The 14,726-nt window shown below is 63.8% G+C and carries 15 protein-coding genes and 1 pseudogene; 8 read left to right on the forward strand and 8 right to left on the reverse strand.

Annotation, left to right across the window (positions count from 1 at the left end; translation table 11 throughout):
• Positions 1-187, reverse strand: a pseudogene (locus tag H290_RS0123980) (hypothetical protein); the annotation flags it as partial.
• Positions 188-339: 152 nt separating this feature from the next.
• Positions 340-1,233, reverse strand: coding sequence for a TIGR03619 family F420-dependent LLM class oxidoreductase (locus H290_RS0123985; RefSeq protein WP_028463631.1), 894 nt, complete (start codon positions 1,231-1,233; stop codon positions 340-342).
• A gap of 79 nt (positions 1,234-1,312) precedes the next feature.
• Here H290_RS0123985 and H290_RS0123990 point away from each other — a divergent pair, with 79 nt between their 5' ends.
• Positions 1,313-2,092 carry an enoyl-CoA hydratase/isomerase family protein gene (locus H290_RS0123990; RefSeq protein ID WP_020109396.1) on the forward strand — a complete coding sequence of 260 codons (780 nt, stop codon included), beginning with the start codon at positions 1,313-1,315 and terminating at the stop codon, positions 2,090-2,092.
• Positions 2,093-2,169: 77 nt separating this feature from the next.
• Here the strand turns inward: H290_RS0123990 and H290_RS0123995 are convergent, their stop codons facing one another.
• Both H290_RS0123995 and H290_RS0124000 read right to left on the reverse strand, forming a co-directional pair.
• Positions 2,170-2,934: an SDR family NAD(P)-dependent oxidoreductase gene (locus H290_RS0123995; protein WP_020109397.1), complete on the reverse strand. Its 765-nt coding sequence runs from the start codon at positions 2,932-2,934 to the stop codon at positions 2,170-2,172.
• A complete protein-coding gene (locus H290_RS0124000) occupies positions 2,931-3,695 on the reverse strand; it encodes an SDR family NAD(P)-dependent oxidoreductase (protein WP_020109398.1) in 765 nt (254 codons plus the stop codon). The genes H290_RS0123995 and H290_RS0124000 overlap by 4 nt, the downstream gene beginning before the upstream one ends.
• A 52-nt stretch (positions 3,696-3,747) precedes the next feature.
• On the opposite strand from H290_RS0124000, the gene H290_RS0124005 reads away from it, so the two are divergent.
• The 3 genes from H290_RS0124005 to meaB are packed head-to-tail and all read left to right on the forward strand — an operon-like array spanning position 3,748 to position 7,241.
• A complete protein-coding gene (locus tag H290_RS0124005) occupies positions 3,748-5,193 on the forward strand; it encodes a class I adenylate-forming enzyme family protein (protein ID WP_020109399.1) in 1,446 nt (481 codons plus the stop codon).
• Positions 5,186-6,325 (forward strand): thiolase family protein, encoded by a 1,140-nt coding sequence (locus tag H290_RS0124010; RefSeq protein WP_028463632.1) that lies wholly within the window; start codon positions 5,186-5,188, stop codon positions 6,323-6,325. The genes H290_RS0124005 and H290_RS0124010 overlap by 8 nt, the downstream gene beginning before the upstream one ends.
• A gap of 28 nt (positions 6,326-6,353) precedes the next feature.
• Entirely contained in the window at positions 6,354-7,241 is an 888-nt protein-coding gene (gene meaB / locus H290_RS0124015; protein ID WP_020109401.1) for a methylmalonyl Co-A mutase-associated GTPase MeaB, read from the forward strand.
• Here meaB and H290_RS0124020 read toward each other — a convergent pair.
• The 3 genes from H290_RS0124020 to H290_RS0124030 are packed head-to-tail and all read right to left on the reverse strand — an operon-like array spanning position 7,222 to position 9,852.
• The gene (locus H290_RS0124020) at positions 7,222-8,265 is read right to left on the reverse strand and encodes a hypothetical protein (RefSeq protein ID WP_020109402.1); all 1,044 of its coding nucleotides are present in this window, start codon (positions 8,263-8,265) and stop codon (positions 7,222-7,224) included. The genes meaB and H290_RS0124020 overlap by 20 nt on opposite strands.
• 44 nt (positions 8,266-8,309) lie before the next feature.
• The gene (locus tag H290_RS0124025; RefSeq protein ID WP_020109403.1) at positions 8,310-9,152 is read right to left on the reverse strand and encodes an acyl-CoA thioesterase II; all 843 of its coding nucleotides are present in this window, start codon (positions 9,150-9,152) and stop codon (positions 8,310-8,312) included.
• 49 nt (positions 9,153-9,201) lie between these two features.
• The gene (locus H290_RS0124030; RefSeq protein WP_020109404.1) at positions 9,202-9,852 is read right to left on the reverse strand and encodes a TetR/AcrR family transcriptional regulator; all 651 of its coding nucleotides are present in this window, start codon (positions 9,850-9,852) and stop codon (positions 9,202-9,204) included.
• 201 nt (positions 9,853-10,053) lie between these two features.
• Between H290_RS0124030 and H290_RS0124035 the strand changes: the two genes are divergently transcribed.
• From H290_RS0124035 to H290_RS0124050, 4 genes are all read left to right on the forward strand, one after another.
• Entirely contained in the window at positions 10,054-11,055 is a 1,002-nt protein-coding gene (locus tag H290_RS0124035; protein ID WP_020109405.1) for an acyl-CoA dehydrogenase family protein, read from the forward strand.
• Complete coding sequence (locus tag H290_RS0124040) at positions 11,039-12,214, forward strand: acyl-CoA dehydrogenase family protein (RefSeq protein WP_028463633.1); 1,176 nt, start codon at positions 11,039-11,041, stop codon at positions 12,212-12,214. Before H290_RS0124035 ends, H290_RS0124040 begins: the two co-directional genes overlap by 17 nt.
• Positions 12,215-12,218: 4 nt before the next feature.
• Positions 12,219-13,004, forward strand: coding sequence for an enoyl-CoA hydratase (locus tag H290_RS0124045; RefSeq protein WP_020109407.1), 786 nt, complete (start codon positions 12,219-12,221; stop codon positions 13,002-13,004).
• A gap of 247 nt (positions 13,005-13,251) precedes the next feature.
• Positions 13,252-13,773: a hypothetical protein gene (locus tag H290_RS0124050; protein WP_028463634.1), complete on the forward strand. Its 522-nt coding sequence runs from the start codon at positions 13,252-13,254 to the stop codon at positions 13,771-13,773.
• A 175-nt stretch (positions 13,774-13,948) separates the two neighbouring features.
• On the opposite strand, the gene H290_RS0124055 is transcribed toward H290_RS0124050, so the two are convergent.
• Positions 13,949-14,725, reverse strand: a complete 777-nt coding sequence (locus H290_RS0124055) for an acyl-CoA dehydrogenase family protein (RefSeq protein WP_036520127.1) — start codon at positions 14,723-14,725, stop codon at positions 13,949-13,951.
• Between the last annotated feature and the right edge of the window lies 1 nt (position 14,726).

The raw sequence follows: 14,726 nt of genomic DNA on the forward strand, positions 1-14,726 counted from the left end.
TGCTCCTCGGGATCTGGGTCGCCGCAGCGGTCATCGCTGCAGTGAATTGTCCCTGATCCCGAGCTTTGATCCAACGTCTGACCGTGTTGTGCCCAAGGCTGTTCTCCCGCAGCAACCGCGTCTTGGCACCCCGCTCGACGGCCTGATCCCAGGCCTGCAAAAACTCGATCTTATAAGCGACGGTCATGGACCGCCTGCCCGTTGTGGTACGACCCACTGGCTCACTGAGCATCACATACTCCGATTCCCCACACCGGTCACCAGGTGTCTCACAAACATCCTGGCAACCGGCGAATATGTGGCTCGTCTTTGTATTTGTGGCTCGGTTGCGGAGGGGGATCAGGTGAGTTTCGAGACATACTTCTCGGCGAAGGCCTCCAACGGTGCCCGGTACTGTTCGGCCTGGGCCCGGAGATCGGCGTGGTCGCCGGAGTGGGTACGTTCCCAATTGGCCCAGGGGTTCACCATGATTGCGCCGATGCCCAGATCCTCGGCCTGTTTGTAGACGTCGAGTGATGGCTCCTCGCGCAACCCGATGATGATCTCGAAGGGTTCGTTCTCGCGACCGTACTCACGACGCAGACCGTTGATGCGGTCGATCCACGGCTTGGCATCCTCGAGTGTGTAGGCGGTGCCGACCCAGCCGTCGCAGTGCCGTGCGGCGCGGCGCAGGGCCGGACCGGACTCACCACCGCACAGGATGGGGACGGGCTCCGGGGGATGGGGCTCGATCATCATTTCCGGGATGTCGTAGTACTCACCTTTCCAGGAGACCCAACCGCCCTTCCACAGCACGCGCAGCGCTTCGATCATCTCGTTCAGGCGCGGCCCTCGATTGTCGAAATCCTGTCCGAGAAGGTCGAATTCCTCACGATTCCAGCCGGCGGAAAGGCCGATCGAGACGCGTCCGCCGGCGATCGCGGCCGCGGTCCCGACAACTTTGGCTACATCGATGATCGGACGTGCGGGTGCGATGTAGACGTTGTTCCCGAAGTGCAGGTTGGTGGTCACCGCACCCATCGCGCCGGTGAGGACCCAGGGGTCGGGCCATTCTGTTTCGGGGTGCCAGAACGGTTTGCCGTCCGGCGTGGCCGGATAGGGGGTCTTCGGCTTCCGTGGATAGACCAGATGGTCGGAGACCAGCATGCCGTGATACCCGGCGTCGTCCATCATCTTTGCCACCGAAGGCATTTCGATTGTGTTCATGAATGCGGTGCCGCACCAGAATTTCATTCTTCCAGGATAGGTGGGCAGCATTCCTGATGTGGCGCAATCAGATTCTCAATCATGGTGAATCCGATAGTCTTCTTCCATGACTGATGATTTGGGAGCCGGTGGGCTGAAGTTCAAGCGAGAAGGGCCGATCGGTTGGTGCACGATCGACCGCCCGGCGGCGCGCAACGCATTCACGCCTGCGATGTATTACGGATTGAAAAGAGCTGTGCGTCTGGTGAATTCGGACCCAGATCTGGCGGCGCTCATCATCACGGGCACCGGAGATGTGTTCGCGCCGGGAGGCGATCTCGGGGGCCGGGCCGAACCAGGTGACAACCTTCCGGACGGAATCGGCCATGATGTGCTGCCGTTCCTGACGATTCGTGACAGTCGCGCACCGGTCATCTCGGCGGTCAACGGCATCTGCCAGGCCGGTGGACTCCTGGTGGCCATGATGTCCGACATCGCCGTGGCCAGTGATCGCGCGACATTCCGGGTACCCGAGTTGTTGCGCGGAATTCCCGATGCGACTTATGCCGCAGCACTTCCCGCGCACGTCGGATTGGCGGCGGCCCGCGACCTGATCTTGTCCGCCCGCAAGTTCGACGCGGCGGAAGCCTTGCGTCTCGGGGTGATCTCGAGGGTGGTACCGCACGAGGAACTGCGGTCGGCCGCGCTGACCGCGGCGCGCGAGATCCTGCAGACCGCACCCGAGGCGCGGGCTCAGGTCAAACGGATGCTCAACGAGCGCTATGGCCTCATCGACTACCAGACGATGTTCGGAGCGCTCGAGACCTCGCCGGAGCCGCGAGAAGGTATGCGCGCCTTCATGGAGAAGCGCGACCCGAGCTGGATCCCGTCTAACATTCCCGAATAGCAGCACAATTCGCTCCGGTTACCCCCATTCGCTCCTGTCGCACGCAACAGGAGCGAATGGCGGTAGGTGGCGCGAATTTATTTGTCAGCTCGGGGAATCAGGATTTCCGAGCGCTGGATGGTTCCGGTGATACCGGACGCATCCTGCTGCGCGAGCAACAGTGCTGCCTTGCCCATGGTCTCCGGAGGTTCGATGGCCTCCGGTGGGATCTTTTGTCCGCCACCGGCCGATGCCCACCCTTCGGTGAGCACCACCCGGGACGGGCTCAGGCAGTTGACCGCGATGTTGTCCACCTTGAGGTCTGATGCGAGTCCCTTATAGAGCCGCTCGACCGCAGCCTTCGACACCCAGTACGCATTCGATCCGCGATCGATCATGTCGACACCGGTGGTGGTGACGGCGATCAGCGATCCGCCGCCCCGCGCCCGCAGGTGCGGGATGACTGCCTGGGTCATCAGGAAGACACCGGTCAGGTTGACGTCGAGGCAGAGTTGCCACCGCTTGAGTGGCGTCTTCTCGATCGGTCCCATCCAGAGCACGCCGGCGTTGGCGATCAGGATGTCGATGCCGCCGAACTCCGAAACGGTCTGATCGACCGCCGCGGTGATGGACTCCTGTGACGTGACGTCACAGGGCACCGGGATCGCCCGGCCACCGGATGCGTTGATCTGATCAGCCACCGAATGAATCGTGCCCGGCACTTTTCCTTCGGCCTCGGAACGTGCCGCAACGGCCACGGAGGCGCCCGCATCCGCAAGCGCCGCCGCGATGGAAGCACCGATACCCCGGCTTGCGCCGGCGACGAATGCAACCTTGCCGTCAAGCGGCTTGCCGGCCGTCACTTCGGCGGGAACCGCAGTGCGCCGTCCAGGCGGATGACATCACCGTTGAGATAGTCGTTCTCGACGATGGCGGCCACCAGGGCGGCGTACTCGGTGGAACGGCCCATGCGCTTCGGGTGCGGAACCTGCGGGCCCCAGTAGGCCTCGAGCTGATCGGCGGCCTTGCCGTACGCGGGGGTGTTGATCGTGCCGGGGGCGATGCCCATGACCCGGATACCCAGCGGCGACAGGTCGCGAGCGGCGACGAGTGTCATTCCGACCACGCCCCCCTTGGCGGCGGCGTAGGGGAGCTGGCCGATCTGGCCCTCGTAGGCTGCGATCGACGCGGTGTTGATGATGACGCCGCGGGTGCCCTCATCGAGCGGCTCCTGCCGTGCGAGTGCAGCAGCGGCCAGGCGGGTCACGTTGAAGGTCCAGATCAGGTACGAGCTGATGGTCTTTGTGAAGGCCTCCAGCTCCATGGGGCTTCCGTCCTTGCCGACCAGTCGGCCGCCGCCGGCGGGGCCGCCGTGGCAGTCCACGGACACGCGGAACGGGCCGAGGGATTCGGCTTCGGCGATGGCCGCGTTGACCGAGGCCTCGTCGCTGGCGTCGGTGCGAACGTAGCGGACACCCAGCTCGCTTTCGAGTGCTTTGCCTTTGTCGTCGGCCACGTCGGCCACAACGACCTTGGCGCCTGCGGCATGCAGGCGACGGACGGTTGCCTCACCGAGTCCACCGGTGCCTCCGACGACGATGGCGGAACTGCCACTGATTTCCATGGGGTTTCCCTTCTTGCAATTGACGATCTCAATCTGAGAGAATCATGTTCTCATGAATATCACGATGATCTTGGAAATGGCAGCGTCGGCGGACGATCGAGCCGTCGTGACGGCCAACGGCCGGTCGAGTACGGCCGGGCAGATACTGGACCTCGCACGCCGGGCGGCGACAGGATTCACCGAATACCCGGCAATCCTGTACTCCGGCATCAACCACTTGGCCTATCCCGTGGCACTGTTCGGCGCCGCGATGGCCGGGGTTCCGTTTGTGCCGCTCAACTACCGTCTCGGTGACGCGCAGTTGGCCGCGCTCAAGGACCGGCATCCCGGTGCATTGGTGCTCGATCAGAAGGAACTCGATTCCTGGATCGACTCCCTCTCCGACAGCGTCCCGATGGACGATGCCGACCGCCCGCCCGCCCATTACGACGGCGATGCCGTCGCGGTGATCATCTACACCAGCGGCACCACCGCCGCACCCAAGGCCGCGATCCTGCGCCACCGCCACCTGCTGGCGTATGTCCTCAACACCATCGAGTTCTCGTCGGCCTCTCCGGAAGACGCAACCGTCGTCGCCGTCCCGCCGTACCACATCGCGGGTCTGACCAACCTGATGTCGAATCTCTACAGCGGCCGTCGGGTGGTCTATCTCGACGCCTTCGAACCGCGGGCATGGATCGAGACGGTGCGTCGCGAAAAGGTCACGCACGCCATGGTCGTTCCCACGATGCTGGCCCGCATCGTCGACGCCACCACGGAAGAGGATGCGGGACAACCGTTCCTGAAGAGCCTGGCCTATGGCGGCGCCCGTACGCCCCGGCCGGTACTGGAACGTGCGCTCGCGTTGTTCCCTGATACCAACTTCGTCAACGCCTACGGCCTGACCGAGACCGCGTCGTCGATCGCCGTTCTCGGGCCGGAAGATCACCGGACCGCTTTCGCGTCGTCCGATCCTGCGGTCCGCGATCGGCTCGGTTCGGTCGGGCAGCCGTTGCCGGGTATCGAGATCGCGATCCGCGGAGAAGACGGAACGCCGACACCCCAGGGTGAAACCGGACTGGTATTCGTTCGCGGCGAACAGATCTCGGGTGAATACGGCGGCAAGAGTGTGCTCGACGACGAGGGCTGGTTCGCCACCCGCGACCTCGGTCACCTCGACGCCGGCGGATTCCTGTTCATCGAGGGACGGTCGGACGACACGATCATCCGCGGTGGCGAGAACATCGCCCCCGCCGAGATCGAAGATGTCCTGCACGACCACCCCGGCATCATCGAGGCCGCTGTCATCGGCGTCCCCGATCCCGAATGGGGACAACGTCTTGTCGCCGTTGTCGTGGGTGCCGGTGATCCGGACGAGATCAAGCAGTTCGTCCGAGATCGGCTCCGCTCGTCAAAGACCCCGGACGTGATCGTGTTCCAGAACGAACTCCCACGTACCGAGACCGGAAAGCTATTGCGCCGCAACCTTGTGGCAGAACTGGAGAACAACAATGCCTGAAGCCGTAATCGTATCGGCGTTGCGCACCCCGATCGGCTCCGCCATGAAGGGAACCCTGCGTGATACCGACGCCTACGTTCTGGCCGACCACGTGGTCAAGGCGGCGGTCAGCACTCTGGATGCGGATCTGGTCGACGACATCTACCTCGCCGAGGGCCTCTATGGCGGCGGTGTCATCGCCCGTCACGCGGCGATCACCGCCGGCCTGACCGGGGTACCCGGGCTTGCCGTCAACCGGCATTGCGCGGCCAGCCTGTCAGCCGTGACAACCGCTGCGGGAAGTATCCGTTCGGGCATGGACCAGCTGATCCTGGCCGGCGGCGTGAACTCCTCCTCGACCTCACCGAAGGCGCGCTTCCGCGTCGGCGAGGACTGGATCGATCCGTGGATGTCCCCGACCCACCCGGACCGTCCGGATGCACCGAACCGCGACATGTCGATCACCGTGGGCTGGAACGCGGCGCAGAAGGCCGGCGTCACCCGTGAAGAGATGGACGCCTGGGCATACCGCTCGCACATGAAGGCGATCGCCGCGATCGACGAGGGCCGGTTCGACGACGAGGTCGTGCCGATCGATACGGTCCATGGACTGTTCGAGGTCGACGAGCATCCGCGTCGCACCACGACTCTGGAAAAGCTTGCCTCGCTGAAGGTTCTGCATCCCGAGATCGAGGGATTCTCGATCACCGCGGGCAACTCGAGCGGTGCGAACGACGCGGCCGCGATCCTGACCGTCGCAAGCAGCGATCTCGGACTGCCGGCCCTGGCCACGGTTCGTTCGTGGGCGTCGGTGGGCATCGATCCGGCGTTCACCGGTCTGGCCCCGGTCGAGGCCATCCCGAAAGCGCTTGCGCGAGTGGGTCTGAAGGTCGATGACGTCGACCTGTTCGAGATCAACGAGGCATTTGCGGCGCAGTGTGTCGCCAACATCAAGTTGCTCGACATCAACCCGGACATCGTCAACACCAGCGGTAGCGGTTGCTCACTGGGCCATCCGGTTGCGGCCAGCGGTGCGCGCATGCTGACCACGCTCGTCCACGAACTGCGTCGCCGCGGTGGCGGTATCGGCGTGGCGGCCATGTGCGCCGGTGGCGGCATGGGATCCGCGGTTGTCGTCGAGGTCCACGCGTGAGTTTGCCGACTCACAATCCCTGCCTCGCATGACAATCGATGAACTGATCACCGCGGCGCGGGCCGGATCGGAGCGGGCAACGGGTAAGTTGCTCACTCTGGTCGAGGGCCCGCGCCGCGATGAGGTGCTGGCGGTCACCGGGTCCGGAAGGCCACGTGTTGTCGGCCTGACGGGCCCGCCCGGCGCCGGAAAATCAACCACGGTCGCGGCCCTGGTCACCGCTTATCGGAAGCGCGGCCTGAAGGTCGCGGTGCTCGCGGTCGATCCGTCGTCGCCCTATTCCGGTGGTGCATTGCTCGGTGACCGGATCCGGATGGCCGCACACATCAACGACACCGGTGTGCTGATCCGCTCCATGGCCACCCGTGGCCATCTGGGTGGACTGTCGGCGGCCGTACCCGCTGCGATCCGGCTCCTGGGTGCCATTTCCTACGATCTGATCGTCCTCGAGACGGTCGGTGTCGGACAATCCGAGGTCGAGGTGGCGGCGATCGCCGATCCGACCGTGGTGGTTCTGAACCCCGGTGCCGGAGATGCGATTCAGGCCGCGAAGGCCGGCTTGCTCGAAGTGGCCGACATCCTGGTGGTGAACAAGGCCGACCGCGACGGCGCTGATCAGACCGTCCGGGACCTGAGAGCAGAGGCGCACGTCCCGATCCTCAAACTCGTTGCCGTCCGCGGCGAGGGGATCGATGAGCTGGTCGATGTCATCGACGCACATCACCGGGACGACAACGCCGATCGGCAGTCAGCGCGGGCCCGGGTCCAGATCCTGTCGCTGGCCCAGACCCTTCTGCAGATGCATCCCGATCTCGTGCCGTTGGCCGAGGCGGTCGTCTCGGGTGAGATCGACCCCTACGGTGCGGCGGAAATGCTGATCGCCGCACCGGCAGAGGTCAGCCCAATTTCGCGATGATCTGCGGCAGCTCGGTGCTGGGGCGAATCCCTGGCGCCGCGTCACACACGTAAGGCACCAGATTCACGGCCCGGTTTGCGGTGTACCCGGGTGTGGTGGCGGCCATCTCGTCGAGGGTGATCGGCATCTTGAGGGCAACCTCGAGTGGCGCATCACCCTCGACGGTCACTCGCCAGCCCGTGTCGAGTAGATCCCAGTCGGCGTCGAAGTCGGGGGTGCAGTACCACGTGGCCCGAAACTGGATCACCGCCTTGCCATCTCGCATTCCGGTGGCGCTTATCCGTTGAGCTGCAACAGTTCCGGCCTTCAACACTCCCGCGGCGATGGTCGTCTCATGACGCGTGACGCCGATTTCCCCGGCCGCCTCGATGGAGTCGAGTGGCAGTCCGAGTGCGTCGGCCACCAGAGCCAGTGACGGACCGAAGCTGCTCCGCGCGTGCTCGAGTCGAAGATCGCTGAACTCTGTGGGTTCCTGACCGAAGCCCATGATCTGGAAGAGGAGATCAGGCGAATCACGTTGGGACAGATCGGCGTACTCATCGATCGTGATCTTGTCCAGGCGCCGCTGAATCGACGCCAGCACCAGGGGAACGGCTTCGGTGATGAATCCCGGACTGCTGCCGGTGCTGTGAATCGAGCTGCTCCCGGTGCGGCACGCCTCTTCCACCGCGGTACGTAGCCCGGCTTCCATCCCCGCCGGGTGATGGAACTCGCCGCGGGTGGTGACGACGTTGATGCCCGCGGCGAGAAGCCGGCACACCTCGTCGACGTCGAGCGCGGCCGGCATGTACACCACACAATCCGGTTCGAGCGCGATCACATCGTCGATGCTGTTGGTCGCCGCAACACCGATCGGATCGAGGCCGCAGAGCTCACCGGCATCGGTGCCGGCCTTCTGTTCGCTGTGGACGTAGACGCCGACCAGCGACATCGTCGGGTGCTCGATGAGCCCCCGTAGTGATTTCGTGCCGATGTTGCCGGTTGCCCACTGGACCACCCGCGTCGGCGCAGCATTGACCGCCATATGTGCCCTCAGATCTGTTGTGAATCTTTCATTGGACCAGGTGGTCAGGACTTGATGCGGACCATCGCTTCTTGTGCAAACGAGGCGACCAGCTGTCCGTCCTCGGTGAGGATGTCGCCGCGGCCGAAGGTTCGGGAGTGCGCGACAAGCGGACTGTGCTGGCGGAGCAGCAACCACTCGTCGGTGCGGAAGGGGCGGTGGAACCAGATGGTGTGCGAGGTGACCGCGGAGATGAATGCGGTGCCGTTACCTGTCTGGCTGTAGCCCTCCAGCGGCAACAGAGCGGTGCCGATGATGGTCAGATCGGTGGCATACGCCGCCAGTGCGGGTGCGAGCGCCTGATCCACGGTGGGTGTGCGCATCCAGAATTCGAACTCCGGAGCCGAGACGCCGGTGGAGTTGAGGTCACCTGCGGTCCGGGTCTCCCACGGGATGAGGTTGAAGTCGATGTCGTGGTCGGCCGAAAGCAGGGGCGATGGTGCCGCGATTTCCTGGAGCTCAGGACCATCCTCGGAGATGTGCATCGAGACCGCCGCCGATGCGATCACGCCCTTCGATTGGTGTGCGGTGATCAGCAGGCTGGCGAATGTACGTCCCTCTTGCTGGCGCACCACGTCGTAGGTGACGGGCTCGTCGGCATGCCCCTCTTTGCTGAAGACGGAGTGGATCGATTTGATCGTCTTTCCGGGGGACGTCGCGAGCGCGGCCGAGATGAACTGGCCGAGGAGCTGACCGCCGAACAGGCGGTGATATTCGAGGTTCTGGTTCTGCCCTTCGTAGACCGCGGCGATCGTTCCCGGGCCCTGTTGGGGCGCATCGGAACTGTTGTCGGGGGTCAGCGGGCGTAGTTCGAGACAGCTGAGAAGGTCATTCCACATATCGGCCATCTACCGATTGTAAGCAGAATTCTTCAACTAGAGAACAGCATTCTCATTCTTAGGAAGCGGCGAAACCGTTGGCGCAGAACTGCCAGACTTCCTCGGCGGTGATCGGTTGTTGCGTGATGTCGTCGGAAGTGCTCGACTGCGCGATGAACATGACAGTCTGCATTGTCATCGCGGCGGTTCGTTTTGCATTCACATCCGGCCGCAACTGGCCCGCCTCCTGGGCGAGTTCCATCAACTCGGTGAACAAGGCGAGCTGAGGTGCGTGCGCGATCTTCACTTCTGCGGGATGCGTCAGCAGTAACTGGGGTGCGAAGTCGTTGAACAGCGGCCGCTTGGCACCGGGATCGGGTCGGCAGAGCTCAAACAGCAGCTCAACGGCAACGCGCAAGCGCTCCATGGGGTCGGTGGGGCCGGCCGCGGCCGCCCGGATCTGGTCGGCGGACCGGCCCAGGGCGTCCTCGAACAGCGCGAGCAGGAGTTCGTGTTTGCCGTCGAACTGTAGGTAGAAGCTACGCAGCGACTGGCGTGACCGGTCGACAACTTCCTGGACGGTGAATTCCGTCGTGCCCTTCTCGGTGATGATCGCCTGTGCGGCATCGAGAAACTTCTGCACGCGCTGTTCGGCGCGCAGTTTGGCTGTTTTGATGGAGCGTTCGACCGCGCGCTGTTTCCAGGCCGGCTCTTCGCTGGGACTGGTCACGATCGGATCGCTCCTGGGCCTCTGTCGGACGTCAGTCCGCGGCGAAGTTGGGAGAACATGGCTGGCACTCTACCGGACATCGGGCCCGGAAAAGTCGGTTAGGACGCATGTCACCAACACTTTCGAGATTCATACTACCGTATGCGAGAATGATATTCTCATGAAGTTGTGGAAACACGACGGGGAAGGAGGCATGTCGGCATGCTGTTGGAGTTCGACTCGGACCAACGCCTTTGGCGCGACACCATCCGCGACGTGGTCGCGAAGGAGTGTTCGCCCGCATTCATTCGGAGCGTCGTCGACGGCGGGGTCGACCCGGGGCCGCTGTGGAAGCTGTACAACCAACTCGGGTGGACTGAACTGACCGACCGGGCCGACGCAGTCGAGCTCGCGATCGTGCTCGAGGAACTCGGCCGGTCGACCGACCCCACGCCCTACCTCGCCACCATGACGCAGTTCGCGCCACTCGCACCCGGATTTGATCTCGGCGGCGGCAGCGGAACCGCGGTGTTCAGCGGTGTCAACGCCCGCCGCGACGGTGCGGGCTGGGTGCTCGACGGTACCGCCAAGCACATCCTGGACGGCGATCGCGCCGACCAGATCGCGGTCGTCACGCCCGCCGGCACGTTTGTGGTCCGTGGTGATCAGGTGTCGGCGACCCGCACCGATGTCTTCGATCCCGCACTGCACATCGCCGAGGTGTCCTTCTCCGGCGTTCGGGCCGGTGCCGGAGATCGCACCGACGTCGACGTGTCCCTGGCCATGCCGGTGGCGCTGACCGGGCTCGCGCTCACGACTGTGGGTGCCTGCCAGCGGATTCTGGACATGGTGCTCGAGCACGTGAAGTCCCGGCAGCAGTTCGGTGCCCCGATCGGCTCGTTCCAGGCGGTCAAACACAAGGCCGCGGACATGCACGTCGCCATCGAACGCGCTCGCGCCCTTTCCTACTACGCAGCACTGACGATCGCGGCCGGCGATGACCGGACCTGCGGCGTCGCGGCGTCCATGGCCAAGGCATCGGCCGGCGAATGCCAATCCCTGGTATTCCGGCATGGCCTGCAGCTGTTCGGTGCGATGGGCTTCACCTGGGAGAACGATCTGCAGTTCGCTCTCAAACGGGCGAAGTCCGGAGAACTGTTACTGGGCGGCGCCGCGCAGCACCGTGCCCGCATCTTCGAGGAGCGACATGCAGTTGACATTTGATCCCGAACTGGAGGCCTTCCGGCAGGAGTTCATCGCATTCCTCGATGAACATGTGCCGGCGGAGGCCGACACCGTCGAGCGGTCCCGTTCGAGTGCCGACATGCCCGAATGGGCGCGTCGGTGGCAGCGGGTGCAGTTCGATCATGGATGGCTCCTGCCGGGAAACCCGCCGGAATTCGGTGGCCGGAACGCAACGATCCTGCAGCAGTACGTACATCTGCGGGAGCTGTCGCGTCGGCGGATCTACCACAGCTTCAATCCCCAGGGTCTTGGCATCATCGCGGCATCGATCCTGTCGTTCGGTACCGATGAACAGAAGAACCATTGGGCGGCAAGGATTCTGCGCGCCGAGATCACCGCCGCGCTCGGAATGAGTGAACCGGGAGCCGGTTCTGATCTCGCTTCGCTGCGTACCCGCGCCGTCCGCGACGGAGACCACTTCGTCGTCAACGGTCAGAAGATCTGGACGTCCGGTGCTCACCACGCCGACGTGCTCCTGACTTTCGTCCGCACCGATCCCGATGTGCCCAAGCACAAGGGGATCAGCGTTCTGCTGATCCCGACCGACCTACCAGGCGTCACCCGGCGTCCGTTCGCCTCGGTCTGCCGGGCGGACGACACCGACTTCAACGAGGTCTTCTTCGACGACGTACGGGTGCCGGCCGAGAATCTGGTGGGCCCGCTCAACGGCGGCTGGGGTGTTGCCTCCGGATCGCTGGGCCATGAGCGCAACCTGCTGTGGATGGGATTTGCCGATCGGTTGCAGGATCTCATCGGTGACTTCGTTCCGAACACCCCACTCGATCGCGATCGATATGCCACTCTGCTCATGGACGCCAAGGCGCTGAGCCTGCTCGGTTCGGCGGCCCTGGCCCGTACTGCTCGTGGTGAAGAGGACGTCGCAGCATTGTCGGTGCTGAAAGTACTTGGTTCCGAGGCGGTTCAGACCGCTTCGGAAGTTGCGCTGAATGCGGCCGGGGTCGACGGTCTGATCCATCCCGCCGTCAGCGCACCGCACATGCCGTTGAACAACGATGATTTCAGTGGCAGCTGGTTCGACCGCTACGCACGGAGCTTTGCCGGAACCATCGCCGGTGGCACCTCTGAAGTGCAACGCAACATCATCGCCGAGCGCGTGCTCGGGCTACCGAGGGGATAGGCGAGTGACGTACATCGACTACGAGGTTGCGGACAAGATCGCAACCATCACGCTCAATCGTCCGGAGCGGGCAAACGCCCAGAATGGCGCTCTGCTCGACGAATTGGATGCGGCATGGATGCGGGCGGCCGCCGACCCCGAGGTCGTTGTCATCGTCCTGCGTGCCGAGGGTAAGCACTTCTCGTCCGGTCACGACCTCAAGAGCGGGGAACCGGTCCCGGAAAAGATCACCCTGGAGCTGATCTATCAGAACGAGAGCCGCCGCTACCTGGAGTACTCACTGCGGTGGCGCAACATCCCCAAGCCGTCGATCGCGGCGGTTCAAGGTCGGTGTATCTCCGGTGGTCTCCTGCTCTGCTGGCCGTGCGACCTGATCGTCGCCGCGGACGATGCGCAGTTCTCGGACCCGGTGGTGCTGATGGGGATCGGCGGTGTCGAATACCACGGTCACACATGGGAACTCGGCCCGCGCAAGGCCAAGGAGATCCTGTTCACCGGCCGCCCGGTCACCGCCGTGGAGGCCGAACAGGTGGGCATGGTGAACAAGGTGGTGCCGCGTGACGAGCTCGACGACGAGACGATGAAGCTCGCGCGTCACATCGCCTCGATGCCCCCGTTCGGCTTGCGCCAGGCCAAGCGGGCCGTCAACCAGACGCTGGACGTGCAGGGCTTCTATGCAGCGATCCAGTCGGTGTTCGACATCCACCAGACCGGGCACGGAAATGCGTTGAGTGTCAGCGGTTATCCGGTTCTGGCCCGGCTCGACGAGATGAAGGCCAAGATCACTTAAGAACGTTACGGGCATTTCGGATCGAGCGGCGACAGCCCTTCGAGAATACTGTTCTGCGGTTTTCGCCGAATCGCTGTATATAGCGCCGAGAATGTCGTACGATCAACGCGAGAATGCAATTATCAGTCTCAGTCGTCGTCGCGGATCAACGGGTGCGGATGCGAAATCGCAAGTGCCCATTGATTTGCCGGAGACTTCAGCATTGAACGAGTGGTCGGATCCTCTGTCCACGAGAAAGGACACACCCATGCGTAATTCGATCGTCCGTAGGGCCCTCACCGCAGGCGCCTGCGCTGCTGTCATGGTCGGACTCCTGGCCGGCTGTAGCGATGACAGCGACGACAGCTCGTCGTCGTCGGCCGCCCCCGCATCTTCGGCTGCTGCCACCTCGAGCGAAGCTGCTGCCGCCACCGCGGACGCCGCCACCACTCAGGCGATCACCACCGCCTACGAGACGTTCTTCAACGGAACAGCTCCGATGGAAGAGCGGACCAAGTACGTCGAGAACGCGGCCGTGTTCGGACCGGTTCTGCAGGGCATGAGCGCGAACCCACAGGCCGCCGGCACCACCGCCACTGTCCATGAGATCACACTCGACACCCCCGAACATGCCAATGTAACTTGGGATCTGAACATCAATGGCAATCCCGCACTGCCCGGCCAGTCCGGCGAGGCCGTGCTGGTCGATGGCACCTGGGTTGTTGCAGGCGTGACCTTCTGCACCATCCTGGCTGTCCAGGGCTCGGGAGAAGCAATCCCGGGTTGCTGAACCAGATCTGACTGAACTGACAAAAGGGCCGGTACTTCTCGCGAAGTACCGGCCCTCTTGTATGCCGTCACGTGACAGTCGGTGGGTGGCAACCAACAAATCAGGGCCGATTCCTCAACTCGAGGAATCGGCCCTGACGTGCACTATGTGGCTGTTGCTCAACTCATTACGGTGATCACAGATCGACCAGGCGTGGCGCCGAACCCTGCTTGCGAATGATGGCGCCGGCCTCACGCGTCAGTTCGCGGGCACTCCCGAAAAGGCCGTCCAGAACATGCGCTCGTTTGATGTGGCGCTGTAGGTCGTGTTCTTCGGTGAATCCGATACCGCCCAGGATCTGCTGGCAATGCTTGGCGGCTGTCAGAGCAGCCTGTCCGGCAGCCGCTTTCGCCAAGATCGAGCCCAGTTCATCGTCAGCAACCTGCAAGGTCGCCTCTGCGCCCTCGATCGCCACGTAGGTCTCGGCGAGCTTGTGGCGGATCGCCTGGAAGCCGGCAACCGGCTTTCCGAACTGGGTGCGACTGAGTGCGTGTTCGCGTGCCAGGGACAGCATTGTCCGGCTGGTACCGACGAGCCACCATCCGATTGCCCGTTGGGCTGCGGCGAGTGTGGCGGTGGGCAGCGGAGTCCCACTGCAGGATCCGACGACCTCCAGTGGCAACTCGAAATCGAGTGTTGCCCCGGTGGCAATGCTCTTGCGGTGCCAGACAACCCAGGATCCGCCTGCGAAGGGCAGCGGGATGTATGCGCCGATGACGTCGTTGATCACCGATGCGTGCGCGCCGGTCTCACCGAGGAGCCGGAACACCATCGGAACAGCGATCTCCGGGATCTCGGCGAGCATCTCGGTCCAGCCGAGTTCGACGAGCGCGGCATCGAGCTCAGGGCCGGAGGACCCCGTCATCGCCTTACGGAATGTCTCTGTGAGCAAAAGGAGTTCGTCGTTGTCCATC

The organism is Nocardia sp. 348MFTsu5.1, from assembly GCF_000383535.1.
GTDB lineage: Bacteria > Actinomycetota > Actinomycetes > Mycobacteriales > Mycobacteriaceae > Williamsia > Williamsia faeni.

Bases quoted from the DNA above. Each gene is read 5' to 3' on its own strand.
- H290_RS0123985 (WP_028463631.1), bottom strand. From the start codon at position 1,233: ATGAAATTCTGGTGCGGCACCGCATTCATGAACACAATCGAAATGCCT.
- H290_RS0123990 (WP_020109396.1), top strand. From the start codon at position 1,313: ATGACTGATGATTTGGGAGCCGGTGGGCTGAAGTTCAAGCGAGAAGGG.
- H290_RS0124000 (WP_020109398.1), bottom strand. From the start codon at position 3,695: ATGGAAATCAGTGGCAGTTCCGCCATCGTCGTCGGAGGCACCGGTGGA.
- H290_RS0124005 (WP_020109399.1), top strand. From the start codon at position 3,748: ATGAATATCACGATGATCTTGGAAATGGCAGCGTCGGCGGACGATCGA.
- H290_RS0124010 (WP_028463632.1), top strand. From the start codon at position 5,186: ATGCCTGAAGCCGTAATCGTATCGGCGTTGCGCACCCCGATCGGCTCC.
- meaB (WP_020109401.1), top strand. From the start codon at position 6,354: ATGACAATCGATGAACTGATCACCGCGGCGCGGGCCGGATCGGAGCGG.
- H290_RS0124020 (WP_020109402.1), bottom strand. From the start codon at position 8,265: ATGGCGGTCAATGCTGCGCCGACGCGGGTGGTCCAGTGGGCAACCGGC.
- H290_RS0124025 (WP_020109403.1), bottom strand. From the start codon at position 9,152: ATGGCCGATATGTGGAATGACCTTCTCAGCTGTCTCGAACTACGCCCG.
- H290_RS0124035 (WP_020109405.1), top strand. From the start codon at position 10,054: ATGCTGTTGGAGTTCGACTCGGACCAACGCCTTTGGCGCGACACCATC.
- H290_RS0124040 (WP_028463633.1), top strand. From the start codon at position 11,039: ATGCAGTTGACATTTGATCCCGAACTGGAGGCCTTCCGGCAGGAGTTC.
- H290_RS0124050 (WP_028463634.1), top strand. From the start codon at position 13,252: ATGCGTAATTCGATCGTCCGTAGGGCCCTCACCGCAGGCGCCTGCGCT.
- H290_RS0124055 (WP_036520127.1), bottom strand. From the start codon at position 14,725: ATGGACAACGACGAACTCCTTTTGCTCACAGAGACATTCCGTAAGGCG.